The 14,988-nt window shown below is 58.4% G+C and carries 18 protein-coding genes and 1 tRNA gene; 9 read left to right on the forward strand and 10 right to left on the reverse strand.

Annotated features, from left to right (window positions below; genetic code table 11):
• Positions 1-512: 512 nt before the first annotated feature.
• Both glnA and ACZ1HN_RS12070 read right to left on the reverse strand, forming a co-directional pair.
• Positions 513-1,916, reverse strand: coding sequence for a type I glutamate--ammonia ligase (gene glnA / locus ACZ1HN_RS12065; protein WP_472727678.1), 1,404 nt, complete (start codon positions 1,914-1,916; stop codon positions 513-515).
• A 33-nt stretch (positions 1,917-1,949) separates the two neighbouring features.
• On the reverse strand, positions 1,950-2,288 hold the full coding sequence (locus ACZ1HN_RS12070) for a P-II family nitrogen regulator (protein WP_299206684.1): 339 nt from the start codon (positions 2,286-2,288) through the stop codon (positions 1,950-1,952).
• Between the two features lie 173 nt (positions 2,289-2,461).
• Between ACZ1HN_RS12070 and ACZ1HN_RS12075 the strand changes: the two genes are divergently transcribed.
• Positions 2,462-4,030, forward strand: coding sequence for an NAD(P)H-hydrate dehydratase (locus ACZ1HN_RS12075; protein WP_472727679.1), 1,569 nt, complete (start codon positions 2,462-2,464; stop codon positions 4,028-4,030).
• Here ACZ1HN_RS12075 and ACZ1HN_RS12080 read toward each other — a convergent pair.
• Positions 4,027-4,530 carry a Hint domain-containing protein gene (locus ACZ1HN_RS12080; RefSeq protein ID WP_299206680.1) on the reverse strand — a complete coding sequence of 168 codons (504 nt, stop codon included), beginning with the start codon at positions 4,528-4,530 and terminating at the stop codon, positions 4,027-4,029. The two genes, ACZ1HN_RS12075 and ACZ1HN_RS12080, sit on opposite strands and share 4 nt — an antisense overlap.
• Before the next feature lie 127 nt (positions 4,531-4,657).
• Between ACZ1HN_RS12080 and ACZ1HN_RS12085 the strand changes: the two genes are divergently transcribed.
• From ACZ1HN_RS12085 to ACZ1HN_RS12100, 4 genes are all read left to right on the forward strand, one after another.
• Positions 4,658-4,742 (forward strand) — tRNA-Leu (locus ACZ1HN_RS12085).
• A 198-nt stretch (positions 4,743-4,940) separates the two neighbouring features.
• The gene (gene tig, locus ACZ1HN_RS12090) at positions 4,941-6,275 is read left to right on the forward strand and encodes a trigger factor (protein WP_472727680.1); all 1,335 of its coding nucleotides are present in this window, start codon (positions 4,941-4,943) and stop codon (positions 6,273-6,275) included.
• Positions 6,276-6,459: 184 nt separating this feature from the next.
• A complete protein-coding gene (locus ACZ1HN_RS12095) occupies positions 6,460-6,786 on the forward strand; it encodes a hypothetical protein (protein WP_472727681.1) in 327 nt (108 codons plus the stop codon).
• Between the two features lie 177 nt (positions 6,787-6,963).
• Complete coding sequence (locus ACZ1HN_RS12100; RefSeq protein ID WP_472727682.1) at positions 6,964-7,704, forward strand: hypothetical protein; 741 nt, start codon at positions 6,964-6,966, stop codon at positions 7,702-7,704.
• Positions 7,705-7,740: 36 nt separating this feature from the next.
• Here ACZ1HN_RS12100 and ACZ1HN_RS12105 read toward each other — a convergent pair whose 3' ends face one another.
• Positions 7,741-8,640, reverse strand: coding sequence for a LysR family transcriptional regulator (locus ACZ1HN_RS12105; protein ID WP_472727683.1), 900 nt, complete (start codon positions 8,638-8,640; stop codon positions 7,741-7,743).
• 127 nt (positions 8,641-8,767) lie between these two features.
• On the opposite strand from ACZ1HN_RS12105, the gene ACZ1HN_RS12110 reads away from it, so the two are divergent.
• Complete coding sequence (locus ACZ1HN_RS12110; RefSeq protein ID WP_472727684.1) at positions 8,768-9,925, forward strand: TauD/TfdA family dioxygenase; 1,158 nt, start codon at positions 8,768-8,770, stop codon at positions 9,923-9,925.
• The gene (locus tag ACZ1HN_RS12115) at positions 9,922-10,872 is read left to right on the forward strand and encodes a DMT family transporter (RefSeq protein WP_472727685.1); all 951 of its coding nucleotides are present in this window, start codon (positions 9,922-9,924) and stop codon (positions 10,870-10,872) included. Before ACZ1HN_RS12110 ends, ACZ1HN_RS12115 begins: the two co-directional genes overlap by 4 nt.
• A 124-nt stretch (positions 10,873-10,996) precedes the next feature.
• Here ACZ1HN_RS12115 and ACZ1HN_RS12120 read toward each other — a convergent pair whose 3' ends face one another.
• The 6 genes from ACZ1HN_RS12120 to rpsF form a co-directional block, all read right to left on the reverse strand.
• Positions 10,997-11,413 (reverse strand): VOC family protein, encoded by a 417-nt coding sequence (locus tag ACZ1HN_RS12120; protein ID WP_472727686.1) that lies wholly within the window; start codon positions 11,411-11,413, stop codon positions 10,997-10,999.
• Between the two features lie 160 nt (positions 11,414-11,573).
• Positions 11,574-11,786 (reverse strand): DUF4329 domain-containing protein, encoded by a 213-nt coding sequence (locus ACZ1HN_RS12125; RefSeq protein WP_472729314.1) that lies wholly within the window; start codon positions 11,784-11,786, stop codon positions 11,574-11,576.
• Positions 11,776-12,138, reverse strand: coding sequence for a DUF4329 domain-containing protein (locus ACZ1HN_RS12130; RefSeq protein ID WP_472727687.1), 363 nt, complete (start codon positions 12,136-12,138; stop codon positions 11,776-11,778). Before ACZ1HN_RS12130 ends, ACZ1HN_RS12125 begins: the two co-directional genes overlap by 11 nt.
• A gap of 103 nt (positions 12,139-12,241) precedes the next feature.
• A complete protein-coding gene (gene rplI, locus ACZ1HN_RS12135) occupies positions 12,242-12,877 on the reverse strand; it encodes a 50S ribosomal protein L9 (RefSeq protein ID WP_299206663.1) in 636 nt (211 codons plus the stop codon).
• A 12-nt stretch (positions 12,878-12,889) separates the two neighbouring features.
• Positions 12,890-13,117 carry a 30S ribosomal protein S18 gene (rpsR, locus tag ACZ1HN_RS12140; protein WP_299206661.1) on the reverse strand — a complete coding sequence of 76 codons (228 nt, stop codon included), beginning with the start codon at positions 13,115-13,117 and terminating at the stop codon, positions 12,890-12,892.
• 18 nt (positions 13,118-13,135) lie between these two features.
• Positions 13,136-13,489: a 30S ribosomal protein S6 gene (rpsF, locus tag ACZ1HN_RS12145; protein ID WP_299206658.1), complete on the reverse strand. Its 354-nt coding sequence runs from the start codon at positions 13,487-13,489 to the stop codon at positions 13,136-13,138.
• Between the two features lie 396 nt (positions 13,490-13,885).
• Here rpsF and ACZ1HN_RS12150 point away from each other — a divergent pair, with 396 nt between their 5' ends.
• Both ACZ1HN_RS12150 and ACZ1HN_RS12155 read left to right on the forward strand, forming a co-directional pair.
• Positions 13,886-14,215 (forward strand): hypothetical protein, encoded by a 330-nt coding sequence (locus ACZ1HN_RS12150; protein ID WP_472727688.1) that lies wholly within the window; start codon positions 13,886-13,888, stop codon positions 14,213-14,215.
• A 135-nt stretch (positions 14,216-14,350) separates the two neighbouring features.
• Positions 14,351-14,920 (forward strand): YceI family protein, encoded by a 570-nt coding sequence (locus tag ACZ1HN_RS12155; protein ID WP_299206654.1) that lies wholly within the window; start codon positions 14,351-14,353, stop codon positions 14,918-14,920.
• Positions 14,921-14,988 lie beyond the last annotated feature (68 nt).

Consider the following 14,988-nt stretch of genomic DNA (forward strand, 5'->3'; position numbering starts at 1 on the left):
GCAAAACGCGTGCAGAGTAACCTGCACGCGCTTGGTTTTCAAAATCAACCTTGTTGGCTGTCTAGGCGACGTGCGTCAGGATCAAGTGCAGCGCCATAATGGCGGACGCTGCAATACAGACGCGGAAGCAAAACTGTGTCGTGGTCATAATATGGTCACCTGGTTAAAATAGTTCTGTAATGCTGCCATAGTCTTAACTGCTGGTAGCGGATGCAAGTAAGGAATTCAGGACCTTAGGGCGTCCAAGACGTCATATGAGCAAGTCATCGCCGATCTTGCGGAGATGCTGTATCGCGTGGCGGGTTGACGGTCGCGCAGCCGTGACGCGCCATGTGATTTTTGCTGAAATTGCCGCATGCGACCGCGCCGCGTCATCTAATGACATGCGGCTAAAACAGAATGGTTCTGGGTCAAACGTGACCGCTCTTTGCGGCATGGCTCCGTGTACGAAAAAGGGGCGCTATTGCGGGCGCCCCTCAAAATCTCGTTTGATCGGTTAGCAGCTTGGCAGCTTAGCAGCTGTAGTACATACCGAACTCAACCGGGTGCGGTGTGTGCTCGTATGTTTCAATCTCTTCCATCTTCAGTGCGATGTAACCTTCGATCTGGTCTTTGGTGAACACGTCACCGGCCAGAAGGAAGTCCATGTCGGCTTCCAGCTCTTGCATCGCTTCGCGCAAGCTGCCGCAAACCGTCGGGATGCCGGCCAACTCTTCTGGCGGCAGATCGTACAAGTCCTTGTCCGAAGGCTCGCCCGGGTGGATCTTGTTCTGGATGCCGTCGAGGCCGGCCATCAGCAGGGCGGCAAAGCACAAGTAGGGGTTCGCCGATGGGTCGGGGAAGCGGGCCTCGACGCGCTTGGCTTTGGGCGACTCGGTCCATGGGATCCGGACACAGCCCGAGCGGTTGCGGGCCGAGTAGGCGCGCAGCACAGGCGCTTCGAAGCCCGGGATCAGGCGCTTGTAGCTGTTGGTCGACGGGTTGGTGAAGGCGTTCAGCGCTTTGGCGTGCTTCAGCACACCACCGATGAAGAACAGCGCCTCATCCGACAGGTCAGCGTATTTGTCGCCAGCAAAGAGCGGCTTGCCGTCTTTCCAGATCGACATGTTGACGTGCATCCCTGTGCCGTTGTCGCCCGCGATAGGCTTGGGCATGAACGTGGCCGACTTGCCGTAGGCGGCGGCGACGTTGTGGATGACGTACTTGTATTTCTGCAGCTCATCTGCCTGCTTGGTCAGGCTGTCAAAGATCAGGCCCAGCTCGTGCTGACAGGACGCCACTTCGTGGTGGTGCTTGTCGACCTTCATGCCCAGACGCTTCATGGTGCTCAGCATCTCGGAGCGCAGGTCCTGGCTTTCGTCCGTTGGGTTTACAGGGAAGTAACCGCCCTTGACGCCGGGGCGGTGGCCCATGTTGCCCATTTCGTATTCGGTGTCGGTGTTCCACGGCGCGTCAGTTGCATCAACTTCGTAGGATACCTTGTTGATACTGTTGGAATAACGCACATCGTCAAACAGGAAGAATTCGGCTTCGGGGCCCATGTATGCCGCGTCGCCGATACCTGTGGATTTCAGGTAAGCTTCGGCTTTTTCGGCGGTACCGCGTGGGTCACGCTCATAGGCCTCACCTGTGTCAGGCTCAACAATTGAGCAGTGAACACAGATGGTTTTCTCGGCATAGAAGGGATCGACATAGGCGCTGGCCTGGTCGGGCATCAATTTCATGTCGGACGCTTCGATCGACTTCCAGCCCGCGATCGACGAGCCGTCGAACATAAAGCCTTCTTCAAGGAAATCCTCGTCGACCTGGTCGGCCATGACGGTCACGTGCTGCAGCTTGCCACGCGGGTCTGTGAAACGGATGTCGACGTACTCGGCGCCTTCTTCCTTGATCATATCGAGAACGGGGTTGGCCATTTCCTATGGGTCCTTCCTGTCTTTGAGTAGAGTTTAGAGCGCGTCCGAGCCGGTCTCGCCGGTACGGATGCGAATGGTTTGTTCGATGGGTGATACGAAAATCTTGCCGTCACCGATTTTCTCGGTCTTGGCGGCGTCCACGATGGCGGCGATGGCGGCATCAACCTGATCATCGTCCAGCACGACCTCGACTTTCACCTTTGGCAGAAAGTCGACAACATATTCGGCGCCGCGATAAAGTTCAGTGTGGCCTTTCTGGCGGCCAAATCCCTTGACCTCGATCACGGACAGACCCTGGACACCGACCTCTTGCAGTGCCTCTTTGACTTCATCAAGCTTGAAGGGCTTGATGATAGCTTCGATCTTTTTCATGGGGCTGCCTCCCTTTGTCGCGCCTTGTGTTGGCGGTGGACCATTTGTGGTTTGGGGCGTCCATGGCATGCTGTAGAGATTGCCGGGGATGAGACGCGATTATGAGGCGTGCGCCCTCAAATTGGGCGACGTGCATAAAAAATGAGCGTTTTGAAAACTTTGAGGATTTGCGCATGACTGAGCTGCTGACCCAGGCCCAGATGCGGGCCATCGAACAGGCCGCGATTGAGTCGGGAAAGGTTACTGGCCTCGAGCTGATGGAGCGTGCCGGAGCCGGCGTTGTCGAGGGTGTCTTCGAGGAATGGCCTGAGCTGAGCGAGGGTGCGCATCGGGCTGTGGTTCTTTGCGGTCCCGGCAACAATGGTGGCGACGGATTTGTCGTGGCGCGATTGCTGGCTGATCTTGGCTGGAAGGTTGAGGTGTTCCTATACGGCGACCCTGAGATGCTTCCATCGGATGCGAAAACCAATTGCGAGCGGTGGCGCGAGGTGGGCCAGGTATCCGACATGCGCAATATGAATACAGCCTTCGAAACCATGGACCTTTTTGTGGATGGTGGGTTCGGGACCGGGCTGAGACGTGCTTTGCCAGACGAGTTCCAGGACGTTTTCCAATGGCAGGTGCAACAATTGGCGGATCGTATGTTCAGCAGGAACGTCGCCATCGATGTGCCTTCCGGAATCTGTTCCGACAGTGGCAAACAGATCGGTCCCGTTTCACTGGTCGCCGACTTGATCGTTACATTTCATCGCGCCAAGGTTGGTGTTTACATGAGCCTCCCCTTCACGCCCGACGTCGTCCGGGTCAAGCCCATTGGATTGGACGAGAACCTGCCCGCAGAGGTCGCAGAAGAACAATTGGTCCGCCTCGTGGATGTTGCCGAAATAGATCGCCCGAACGTCAAAAAGCATAGGTTCCAGCATAAGTTCGACCACGGACATGCCCTGATCCTGTCCGGGGGGGCAGGGCGAACCGGGGCCGCGCGCCTGGCAGCCCGCGGTGCATTGCGGATTGGCGCAGGGCTGGTGACGTTGGGTGTGCCGCCTGCGGCTCAAATGGAGGTTGCCTCACAGATCACGGCCTTGATGCTCACGCGGGTAAGCGATGCGCATGCATTGAACGCTGTTCTGGAAGATCAACGGATAAATGCCCTATGTCTCGGGCCCGGCCTTGGGCTGCATGACCAGGCAGCTGCGCTCTTGGATGTCATCTTGGGTGAAGGGCATCTCCGCTTTACGCGCCGCGTCGTTTTCGATGCCGACAGTCTGACGCTCATTGCGCGGGACGCAACGCGATTGGAAGCATTGAATGAAAACGCAATTCTTACCCCACATGGTGGAGAGTTTGCGCGCCTTTTCCCCGATATCGCCGCAAGCCTTCAGGCGATACCGGATCAAGGGCCGGCGTATTCAAAAGTGGATGCAACCCGGCACGCCGCGGCACGCTGCGGTGCCGTGGTTGTATTCAAGGGGCATGACACCGTGATTGCACACCCCGACGGGCGTTGCTCTGTCCATACGGCGGCCTATGGGCGTGAAGCGCCCTGGTTGGCCACGGCCGGGGCGGGGGACGTACTGGCCGGGTTCATCACGGGCCTGCTGGCCCGCGGGCTTGATCCGATGGCCGCAGCCGGAACCGCCGCGTGGCTGCATATCGAATGCGCGCGCAGGTTCGGCCCGGGCCTGATCGCCGAGGATCTGCCCGAGATGCTACCGCGGGTGCTGCGCGATGTCGGCGTTTAGGCCGCCGCGGCACCCGTCAGGGCCATTGCCGGTACGGACAGTTCCAGCCCGTCAGCATAAATGATGTGGGGTGCTTCGAACCCAAGCCGCACCAGCGTCATTTCGCGCGGGCCCAGCGACGTGATGAACTCATTATCGATCAGACACCCGGCTGGCATCACCGCTTGCGCAGCCCCGCGCAAGGCCTTGGCGCGCCAGTCGCGCACAAGCACCATCTGAGCGGCGGGGATGATGACACTGTGGGTGGGCTTGGTGTCACCCAGCGCTCCTGCGGCGATCTTCACCGCCTCGTCGGTTGTGCGATAGGACTGGCTTGCGTTCAGCGGCACAAGGCCCGCATTCCGCGTAATAATCCTATCACCGGCCGAGAGGTACTCGACCGGGATTTCACCGTCCGCTGTGAGAATAAGGGTGCCGGACACAAGTCCGACATGTGCAATATCAATGCGCAAAGGGGGCATCGTTGTGCCCGTTTCGCGCCCGACCGTATTCGGTTTCATGGCGTCTCTTTCTGTAACCTGCCTCTAGGTTACGGGCACAATAGCTGAACACGCCCTTAATGTCGCGTGGTTTTTGCGCAAATACGTCTCGCATCCTTCCAATTGCTTTGCTAAAGGGGCCGGAGTTGCGGGCGTGGCGGAATTGGTAGACGCACCAGATTTAGGTTCTGGCGCCGCAAGGTGTGGGAGTTCGAGTCTCCCCGCCCGCACCAAAAAGTTGCTGTGTGGTCGCCTTGTGGTGGCGCACGAGCGTTGCAAGCCCTCGCGGATCAATCCGTCAGGCGCGTCCAATCCACCCAATTTCGCGTGACATGCGCCAATCCCCTTGCACACCGCATCCACGCTGCATAGAAGGGCGCGAATTTCCGATCAGCCCCCATGGACGGGGCTTTAATGCTATGGGAGCACACATGCAGGTCACCGAGACGCTGAACGAAGGGCTGAAACGCGGCTATGCCATCACCGTGACCGCCGCTGAACTGGACGACAAGGTCAACGAGAAACTGACCGAGGCGCAGCCCGACGTCGAGATGAAGGGTTTTCGCAAGGGCAAGGTGCCCATGGCCCTGCTGAAAAAGCAGTTTGGCCAGCGCCTGATGGGCGAAGCGATGCAGGAAAGCATCGATGGCGCCATGAACAAGCATTTCGAAGACAGCGGCGATCGGCCTGCCATGCAGCCCGAGGTCAAGATGACCAACGAGGACTGGAAAGAAGGCGACGACGTGAATGTCGAGATGTCCTACGAAGCGCTGCCCGAGATTCCCGAAGTGGACCTGAGCAAGATCAAGTTGGAACGACTGGTTGTAAAAGCTGACGACGCTGCGGTCGAGGAAACACTCGGGTCGCTTGCTGAAAACGCGCAGGACTTCAAAGCGCGCAAAAAAGGCTCAAAGGCCAAGGACGGCGATCAGGTTGTTATGGACTTCGTGGGCAAGGTCGACGGTGAAGCCTTCGAAGGTGGTTCGGCCGAGGACTATCCTCTCGCACTGGGCTCCAACTCTTTCATCCCTGGCTTTGAAGAGCAGCTTGTGGGTGCGAAGGTAGGTGAAGAAAAGGCCGTAACTGTTTCTTTCCCTGACGATTATCAGGCTGAGAACTTGGCCGGCAAAGAGGCCGTGTTCGATTGCACCATTAAGGAAGTGAAAGAACCCGTTGCCGCTGAGATCGACGACGAGCTGGCCAAGAAATACGGGGCCGAAGATCTGGACGGTCTGAAGTCCCGCATCACCGAACAGCTGGAAGGTGAATATGGCGGTGCCGCGCGCGCGGTCATGAAACGCGCGCTGCTTGACCAACTGGATGACATCGTGAAGTTCGACCTGCCGCCGTCGCTGGTCGAAGCCGAAGCCAAGCAGATTGCGCACCAGCTGTGGCACGAGGAAAACCCCGATGTCGAAGGGCATGACCACCCCGAGGTCGAGCCGACAGACGAACACAACACGCTGGCAGAGCGCCGCGTGCGTCTTGGCCTGCTGCTGGCCGAATTGGGCCAGAAGGCCGAGGTCGAAGTGACCGACGCCGAGATGAGCCAAGCCATCATGCAGCAGGCGCGTCAGTATCCGGGCCAGGAACGCCAGTTCTTTGAATTCGTTCAGCAGAACGCTCAGATGCAACAGCAACTGCGCGCCCCGCTGTTCGAGGACAAGGTGGTTGACCACATCGTCGAAAACGCATCGGTGAAGGACAAGGATGTCAGCAAGGACGATCTGCAAAAGGCAGTCGAAGCGTTGGAAAACGAAGACTAAGTCGCCGTCTCTTCCAAAAGTATCTTAGGGCTGCGCCACTGGGCGTGGCCCTTTTTCGTTTTGCGTGGGCGCAACGTGTTGAAGGCAATGACCTTCTGCTGATGCGACCCACTTGATCAGCTACAACGCCAGAGTGCGCTTTGGTCCGGCTGCGATATGCTAGTCATTATTTAACGATTTCTTTGTGCCAACCCTGACGGACCGGGAAGTTATTGTGAAAGTCTTTGGAAAACCAACTTCTATCTTTGTTGCTTTGGTATTCGGCGCGGGAACGGTGGCCGCACAAGAGTTTGGCCGATCCGACAACAGAACGCCCTCACTGACGTCCTACGTGATCGAGCTGATCGACTATTCCGTGCTGCGCGTCGGAACAGACGTCAAGGAAACGGATGGCGTTGCGGAATTGCGCGATGCCACGGTCACTCCTGAAGCAACCGGGCAGCGCCCCTTTTTAGCACTCATGCCGCGATTGGGCAGCGCGGCAAACTGGACATTCGCGCGAACAACCTGATCCGCCTCGGCTTGCCTGCATACCGGCCACTACAAGCCTTATCGGTTGAGGCGGAGCCGGGCACGCATCGACAGCACGGTCGAAACATTCGAGGCCGATTGCTCGGCATCCGAGTTCTTCAATTGCACGCGCGGTGACGACACATCGCACACATACAAGCTTGTCTTGCCGCGGTTCTTGACCGACCTGCCGTCGCGCTGCGAACCGCGCGATGCGTTTGAGCTGCAAGTGGTCGATCCCAGCTTTCTGGGCTTTGGACCATTCGAAGTTTTCTCTGTTGATCCCAATGCAGCGCCGGGCAACAGTGTCACCCAGCTTAACTCTGCAAAGCTGTGCATACGTCAAAAGTTCAGAAGCCCGTATTCCACACACCAACTCTTTAGCGTTAACCAGAATGCGTGCATCATCGCTGCCGATCTTCCGGAGCAGGCCCCGCTGAATGTGCGTGCGCAGGCGTGCGCCACTGCTGATGGCGACTTCAATGATCAGTCATTCGAGGTGGTTCCCGTCGAGGCGCATTTTGGTTCTATCCGGTTGGTCTGGCGCAATCATCAAGGCAGCGAAGGGCAGTCCTGTCTTGGAATTAACACTGGGCTCAGCGCGGAGGAGCCGCCTTTCATACAGTTGTTCGGCTGCAATTCAAATGACTCCCGCCAGTACTTCGAGATCGTCAACGAACCGAACCGCGGCTTGCCCGGCGTGCTGATCTGCAACCGAAACAGCGATCGGTGCTTGCTCGTTCCCAGAACGGTCGGACCTGCGGAAGGGCCCGACGTCGGAACCGCCGCCTGCGATGCTGATGACCCATCGCAGCGTTGGTGGGCCCGTTCCAGCTATCTGGATTTGAAGTATGACGGCTCAAGTGCCGCGTTCCGTCCTCAATTCGAGTTCGCGCACGGACCTTGGACGCGCGAGTAGTGTGCGCCCGCCATCAGGAATGTCGTCGGCGTCAGCCTATGCCGATGGCACAGCCAGCATGGATTTCAGCCGCTTTTCAAGCACCTCGCGGAAGGCGTGCAGTGTTGCAGAGGTTAGCCTGCGGTCCGGCATCACGATCATCACGTCCACAGGGTTCGCCTGGGTCCAATCCGGCAGAATTTCCACCAGCGTGCCATCCACAAGCGCGCTTTGAACATCCCAATAGGATTTGAGCGCAACACCCAGACCCGCAACGCACATCGTGCGAACAATATCGCCCGACACGCATTTGAGCCGCGCCCGTGGCTTGGCCAGGTAAGATTGACCGCCGGGGCCCAGCAACCGCCAGGATGGTGCGTCTCCCAAAAGTAACCCGTCACAGCCGTCCAAGTCTTCGACGGCCACTATCGGTCCGCGGTGCTCAAGGTAAGCGGGGGCGGCAACAAGGGTCCGGCGATTGTTGGCGATCCGTCGGATGATATGATGGTTCTCGGATGTGCCGCCGATCCGAATGGCAAGGTCAATCCTGCCTCGGTCCAGATCCTGAACCGCGTCCGTCAGATGCAAGTCAATCGACACGGCAGGATGCGCATCAAGGAACGCACCGACGATCGGTGCGATGCAAACCTCGCCTAACCGGGACGGCGCCGATATTACTATATGGCCTCTGAGCTGGCCGTTGCCCTCGTCACGCTCGGCAAAGGCGGCGGCGGCCGCGGTCAGTTCCCGTGCGTCCCCCAGTTTGCGCGCGCCAGCGGCAGTGAGGAAAAGCCCCGTCGGGGCGCGGTTGAACAAACGTTCCCCAACATGGGCTTCAAGCCGATCCAGACGACGCGCGATGCTCGACGCGGCCTGTGATCTCTGACGACCCACGGCTGAAAAGCTGCCCAGCTCCGCAAGGTCCTGCATGAGTTCCAAGTCACCGATGAGGTCCATGATCCACCCTTTTCGCGATCTGCATGGTTTTGCGTTTTACGCAAAGGAGGTTCGCACAATCCACATCTTCTGAAAAGCCTCGGTCGCTCCAATTCTATGGGTACAGCTCAGCAAAAGGAGGTTTCCCATGGGTAAGCACGACACGCATTTCACGTCACCAAGCGTTATCGCCACCGACATCAACACCGACCATCTGACGGTCCATTGGGCGCAGGGTGGTTTGTCGCGGTTCCACTATCAGTGGCTGCGCGACAATTGCCGTTCGGATCAGCGGTTCGACATCAACACGCGAGAACGCAAGGCACTGACCGAAACCATCCCGGCCAACCTTGGCGCCAAGCAGGTCGAGATCAAGGACAGCGGGCTTCATATCAAGTGGACGGATGACGATACCGACAGTGTTTTTGACCCCGCGTGGCTGGCCAAGAATGCGTATGATCTGCCCGGTGCCGAACCTCGTGTCAAACCGCAGCCCTGGGGCGCTGAGTACACACAGGCATTGCGCAGCTTTTCCTACCAGGACGTGATGAACGATCCGCATGCAGCGGCTGCAATGATTGCTGATTTCCAGCGTTTCGGTCTGGTGCGGATGGTCGACGTGCCGACCGAGCAGGGCGAGGTTGAGCGCTTTGCCGAGCATCTGGCCTATGTCCGCGAGACCGCATTCGATCGGGTTGCCAACATTCGCGTCAGCGTTGATCCCTACACGCTGGGTTTTGCCAATGCAGCATTGCCGCTTCACACGGATTGCTCGGGCTACTCATGGCCGCCCAATGTGATGGTGTTCCATTGCCTGCAGAACGATGTGGCGGGTGGGGCGTCGCAATATGTGGATGGTGCGCAGGTCGTGGCGCAACTGCGCGACGAAAACCCAGAGGCGCTTGAGGTTCTGACCACCCATGACGTCGAATTCCGGTTGTGGTCAGGAAAGGCAGACACGCTGTCGCAATTCCCGCCGGTGATCCTGAACAATGCGGGGGAATTGGTGATCCTGCGATATGCCAACTGGACAGTGCAGCCGTTACGCACCGTGCCCTTCGACCTGGTGCCACAATGGTATGATGCGTGGCGTGCCCTTGCGGCCCGGGTGAATGCCCCTGAAAACCGGCTGTCCTATTGGTGTGAACCGGGTGAAATCCTGCTGATCAACAATCATCGTGTACTGCATGGGCGGGACGCCTTTGGTGATGGCGAAGGCGTTCGGCACTTCCAACAGGTTTACATGGAACTGGATGATCTGGCGGGCTACCAGCGCATTGTCGTCGGGCAGGGGGGCGCGAGATGAGCGCGCGCATGATGGGCATCCCGGTCCTGTGCACGCTCTTTGTCGTGCTTTGGAGTTCAGGGTTTGTCGGGGCCAAATTTGGCCTCGACTACGCGGGAACGTTCACGATCCTGTTTTGGCGTTACCTCTTGGTCGTGGTGATCCTCGGGGTTCTGGTCAGTATCCTGTGGCAATGGCAATGGATGCCACGCCGCGTGGTCGCACGGCACATGGTTGTTGGCGCACTGGCACATGCGGGGTGGTTGGCCGCCGTGTTGGGTGCGATTGATCTGGGCCTGTCTGCGGGTCTTGCGGCGTTCATCACGGCCTTGCAGCCGATCATGACCGGCGCATTGTCCGCACGGATGACCGGAGAACGGGTGGCCACGCGCGAATGGCTCGGGCTTTGCCTTGGTCTCGTGGCCGTAGCGATCGTGATCGGAGACGGTATTGCTCTCGGTGGCGCGTTTCTGGCTTATGCCTTGCCGTTTCTTGCGGTGATCTCGATCACCATAGCGTCGCTTGTGGATCGCAGTGCAACCGTCAGCAACGAAAACGAGGCACCTTTGGTGCTGGTGACCTTCCTGCATTGCCTCGCATCTTTGCTGGTCTTGGTACCTTTGGCCGTGGGTATCGAAGGGCTTCAGGCCGAATGGAACGGCAATCTGGTGTTTGCCATCGTATGGCTGGCTACCGTCGTGTCGCTGGCCGCTTACGGCTTGATGTTTGTCTTGCTGCGCCAAATGCCTGCGCCGCGCGTTGCCAGCCTGACCTACCTGTCACCGCCGGTGACCATGGTGATGGCATGGATGTTTTTTGGCGAGACGCTCACATTTGCCGGTGTCATCGGTTTGGGCGTTGCCGCTTTGTCGGTCGGTCTGACCCTGTCCGCAAAGCGCCCTCAGCAACCTGAAAATGCGCGCGAAGTCTCACTGTCTGCCCGGCGCGACGCAATCCCAGCAAAGTAAGGGGCATTGGTTTTGGAGAAGGATCGTGACGGCGCAAAACAAGACGCTCCGCCACGATCCACAAGTGTGCTGACTTTTGCCCTGAAACGCGGACCGGGCGCGTGTTCCGTCGGCGAAACCCGCGCTATCCGTCGCGGCCCGGTTCGTCTGGATTGCTGGAGAACAATGCGATCTTGTTGCCCTGAGGGTCGCGAAGATAGCCGACATAAAAATTCGGCCCGTACATGGCACGAAATCCCGGCGGCCCGTCGTCAAACCCGCCAGCGGTAAGTGCTGCCGCGTGCAGGTCGCGCACTTGCTTTTGATTGCGCGCCTCGAATGCAATCATCGTCCCATTCCCAGCCGTGGCTGACCCTCCATTGAAGGGCGATTTGACGTAAAATTCCGGCGACACCGGAGACTGGCCCGCTGGTACAGGCAACGCGTAACTCAGGTCACCATGATACTCCTCCAGCCCGTAACCGAGGGCTGGCAGGAATGCAGAATAAAACCGTTCAGCAAGAGCGATGTCATCAACACCAACGGTGACATAAGCAATCATTCCTTAGGCTCCTTTTTACAAGTTTTGGCTTGGGCATGCGTTTATCAGCTTTTCTGACGGTGTGCGGTTCAGTCAATCGCGTCCGTGCGACAATACGCACTCCATATTCCTGTCGGGCATCCCTGAGCCATTCAATATGTCGGTCACAACAAGGCCCGTCTCAGAACCCACTCAAATCCTGCAACGAATATCGCGGACGTACCGGAAACGCGGGGTCTTCCTCAAACTCCGCGTCACTCACCAGGCATCGCGCACCACAGACAAGCCGTGCCTCTTGGGCCCGGGCATCGACATACCACAGACGCCCGCCGGGCGTGGCGACATAGCCGTCCGTACCATCCTCAATGTCCGTCCGGATATCATCATAGGACAGGAATCTCGGTCAGATATTCCGGATCATAAGCGCCATGGGTGTGGTAAGAGGCCAGGACGGTGATGTTGGACCCAGCGGATAGGGGCGGCAGACAGGTCGAGGTTTCCCCACGGCGGGCGGTCGTCGCGACATAGGACCCGCTGGCATCGACACCGATCAATCCGCAATATTCGCGCCCCTCATCGATGGACTGTGCCTGAAGGTCATTGAACAGGTTTGCGGCAAAGGCGATTTCGGCCTCGGTCTGCGGCTGGGGGCGGGGGGCCATCACAATCGTGGCCGGGTCGCGACCCAGGTCGGGCTCATCGCAGGCAGCAAGTAATAGCAAGAACAGGCCGAGGCGTCGCAACATGCGCGCACCTTGGCTGCGCGATGTGCAAAGGTCAAATGGGGGAGGCATAGAAAAAACCGCGCCCCGAAGGGACGCGGTTTACGTGTTTCATTCCGAAGGTGGATCAGTCCTTGGGCTCTTCCTCGGCGGGTGCCTCTTCGGGTGCGATGCCTGCAGATTCTGCCAGCTCTTCGTCTTCCGATGCGGCAGCACCGATATCGTCGAACAGTTCCTGGATTTCGAACTCGGCAGCGGCTTCCTCTTCGGCGGCCAGCTCCTGGATCGATTTGCCCGACGCCTGCAGCTCGGCTTCTTCTTCCGAGCGGGCGACGTTCAGCTGGATGACCACGTCCACTTCAGGGTGCAGGGTGATGTGCACATCGTGCAGGCCCAGCTCCTTGATGGGGTTCGGGATCACAACCTGTTTGCGATCAACGCTGAAACCTTCAGCCGTGGCAACGTCGGATGCGTCACGAGGCGTGACGGAGCCGTAGAGGTTGCCACCGTCCGAAGCTTGGCGAATCACGATGAACTGCTGGCCATCCAGCTTTTCACCCAGCGCTTCGGCTTCTTTTTTGGTTTCAAGGTTGCGGGCTTCAAGCTGCGATTTCTGCGCTGCGAAGTCTGCGATGTTGGCTTTGGATGCGACCAGCGCCTTTTTCTGCAGCAGCAGGTAGTTGCGGGCGTAGCCAGGCTTGACGTCAACGACGTCACCCATCTGGCCCAGTTTGGCCACACGTTCGAGAAGGATAACTTGCATGTCAGTCGCTCCTTATTTCACGGCGTAGGGCAGCAGGGCCAGGAAACGGGCGCGCTTGATGGCACGGGCCAGCTCGCGTTGCTTCTTGGCCGAGACGGCGGTGATACGGCTGGGCACGATCTTGCCACGCTCGGAAATGTAGCGTTGCAGCAGGCGCGTGTCCTTGTAGTCGATCGAAGGTGCGTTCTCGCCCGAGAAGGGACACACTTTACGACGGCGGAAAAACGGTTTTGCAGCCATGGTTTAGCTCCCTCTCTCTTAGCGGCGCTCGCGACGGCTGTCGCGTTCGTCACGTTTCTGCATCTGGATCGAGGGGCCTTCGGCATGCTCGTCCACCTTGATCGTCAGAACGCGCATGACATCGTCATGCAGGCGCATCAGGCGCTCCATCTCTTGCACGGCGGGGGCCGGTGCGTTGGTGCGCATATAGGCATAGTGGCCCTTGCGGTTCTTGTTGATCTTGTAGGCCATTGTTTTGACGCCCCAGTACTCGTTGTCCACGAGTTGACCGCCATTGTCGGCCAGAACGGTGCCAAAATGTTCGATGAGCCCTTCGGCCTGCGTGTTCGACAGGTCCTGACGGGCAATCATCACATGCTCATAAAGAGGCATGGGATATCTCCACTTCTATCAAGGCGCATTTCATAGACCGATCCATCAAGGCCCTGCGGGATGGTCACGAGAGACTGCGCGGCAAAACGGGTTTGCAGGGATGCGCTCGTATACACTCTTGACGCTGCGGTGCAAGGGCAGATCGCGCCGCACGGCGTGATCATGGGCTTTCCTTGGATGGGCCGCAATTTAGTCATTTTTGATCGACATTGTCACGGCAACACGCTGGAGGATCACTGCCATGACTGCCACATTCGATACACTGACCGATGCCGAACAACAGGGAACCAAGCGGATGCGCATGTGGTCGCTGGGGGCCAGGGGCTCGCAAGCCGCGCATTTGGTGCCGTCCTTGTTCTGACATCGCTTGGTCTTTGGATTGAACCCGGCACGCAAATGGCCGCCGATCTTGTGCTGATGAAGCTGGGCGTGTCCCTGTTTCTCGGATTTGCGGGCCTCGCTTTGATGCAGGACAAGCCCCAGGCGCAGGACCCTGAAGTGCAAATCGATACCGTGCGCCGCGAAGTTCGCATCGCCCGACCGGGTGGGCGCCGCCGCTCAGTGATCCGTCGCATCGCCATCCGTGATCTGGGGCGCGCGGAAGCTGTCGGTGACGTGATCCGATTGACGGCGGCAAATGGCGCGTTTCTGGCTGCAATAACACTGCCGGATCCGGATGCGTGGTCCAGCCTGTATGGCGCCTTGCAGGACGCTGGCAAACTCTAAAATTTCAATCGGGCACTCCCCATGCGCATGAGCGATGTTCAGCCATGCGCACGATATGTTGACGGATGTGCAGTTGCCTCTGCGGCAATATGCGACATCTTGTCTGCATACATAAACTCTTGTGGAGCACGCCCCATGAAATCCCTTCTTCTTGCCACAGCGCTGGCCTCAACTGCGTCTTTCGCCTTCGCAGCAGAGCGCTACACGCTGGATTCAAGCCACAGCCAGGTGCTGTTTTCCTACAACCACCTCGGTTTCTCGACCACTTGGGGCATGTTCTCGGGCTTTGAAGGCGAGATCATGTTTGATCAGGAAGATCCCGCCAATTCCAGCGTGACCGTGTCGATGCCTACGAAATCGATGTTCACAGGGTGGGAGCAGCGCGATGGCCACTTCATGTCCGATGATTTCTTTGGGGCCACGGATGAAGATGTGATTTCGTTCACATCAACCGGCATCGAATTGACCGGGGATGACACGGCGCAGATCACAGGCGATCTGACCATGAATGACGTGACCAAATCTGTTGTTCTCGACGCGACGCTGAACCAGGCGGGTGCCAACCCGCTGAACCAGAAAGACTGGGCTGGCTTTAACGCCACAACAACCCTCTTGCGGTCCGACTTCAATTTGGGCGCCTTCGCTCCGGCGGTCGGTGACGAAGTGCAGGTGCAGATTTCGGTCGAAGCCCAGAAGGCTGAGTAAGACCACCACTCACATACTATCTGAGAGCCGCGCGATTTTCTCGCGCGGCTTTTTTTGTGGCCGCTGTC

This window comes from Tateyamaria sp. GN1-10 (assembly GCF_055693845.1).

Excerpts from the sequence above, each read along its gene's own strand:
- ACZ1HN_RS12110 (WP_472727684.1), top strand. The coding sequence starts at position 8,768 with ATGGGTAAGCACGACACGCATTTCACGTCACCAAGCGTTATCGCCACC.
- rpsR (WP_299206661.1), bottom strand. The coding sequence starts at position 13,117 with ATGGCTGCAAAACCGTTTTTCCGCCGTCGTAAAGTGTGTCCCTTCTCG.
- ACZ1HN_RS12150 (WP_472727688.1), top strand. The coding sequence starts at position 13,886 with ATGGCCGCCGATCTTGTGCTGATGAAGCTGGGCGTGTCCCTGTTTCTC.
- ACZ1HN_RS12070 (WP_299206684.1), bottom strand. The coding sequence starts at position 2,288 with ATGAAAAAGATCGAAGCTATCATCAAGCCCTTCAAGCTTGATGAAGTC.
- ACZ1HN_RS12080 (WP_299206680.1), bottom strand. The coding sequence starts at position 4,530 with ATGAAACCGAATACGGTCGGGCGCGAAACGGGCACAACGATGCCCCCT.
- ACZ1HN_RS12075 (WP_472727679.1), top strand. The coding sequence starts at position 2,462 with ATGACTGAGCTGCTGACCCAGGCCCAGATGCGGGCCATCGAACAGGCC.
- rpsF (WP_299206658.1), bottom strand. The coding sequence starts at position 13,489 with ATGCCTCTTTATGAGCATGTGATGATTGCCCGTCAGGACCTGTCGAAC.
- rplI (WP_299206663.1), bottom strand. The coding sequence starts at position 12,877 with ATGCAAGTTATCCTTCTCGAACGTGTGGCCAAACTGGGCCAGATGGGT.
- ACZ1HN_RS12115 (WP_472727685.1), top strand. The coding sequence starts at position 9,922 with ATGAGCGCGCGCATGATGGGCATCCCGGTCCTGTGCACGCTCTTTGTC.
- glnA (WP_472727678.1), bottom strand. The coding sequence starts at position 1,916 with ATGGCCAACCCCGTTCTCGATATGATCAAGGAAGAAGGCGCCGAGTAC.
- ACZ1HN_RS12105 (WP_472727683.1), bottom strand. The coding sequence starts at position 8,640 with ATGGACCTCATCGGTGACTTGGAACTCATGCAGGACCTTGCGGAGCTG.
- ACZ1HN_RS12155 (WP_299206654.1), top strand. The coding sequence starts at position 14,351 with ATGAAATCCCTTCTTCTTGCCACAGCGCTGGCCTCAACTGCGTCTTTC.
- ACZ1HN_RS12130 (WP_472727687.1), bottom strand. The coding sequence starts at position 12,138 with ATGTTGCGACGCCTCGGCCTGTTCTTGCTATTACTTGCTGCCTGCGAT.
- tig (WP_472727680.1), top strand. The coding sequence starts at position 4,941 with ATGCAGGTCACCGAGACGCTGAACGAAGGGCTGAAACGCGGCTATGCC.
- ACZ1HN_RS12120 (WP_472727686.1), bottom strand. The coding sequence starts at position 11,413 with ATGATTGCTTATGTCACCGTTGGTGTTGATGACATCGCTCTTGCTGAA.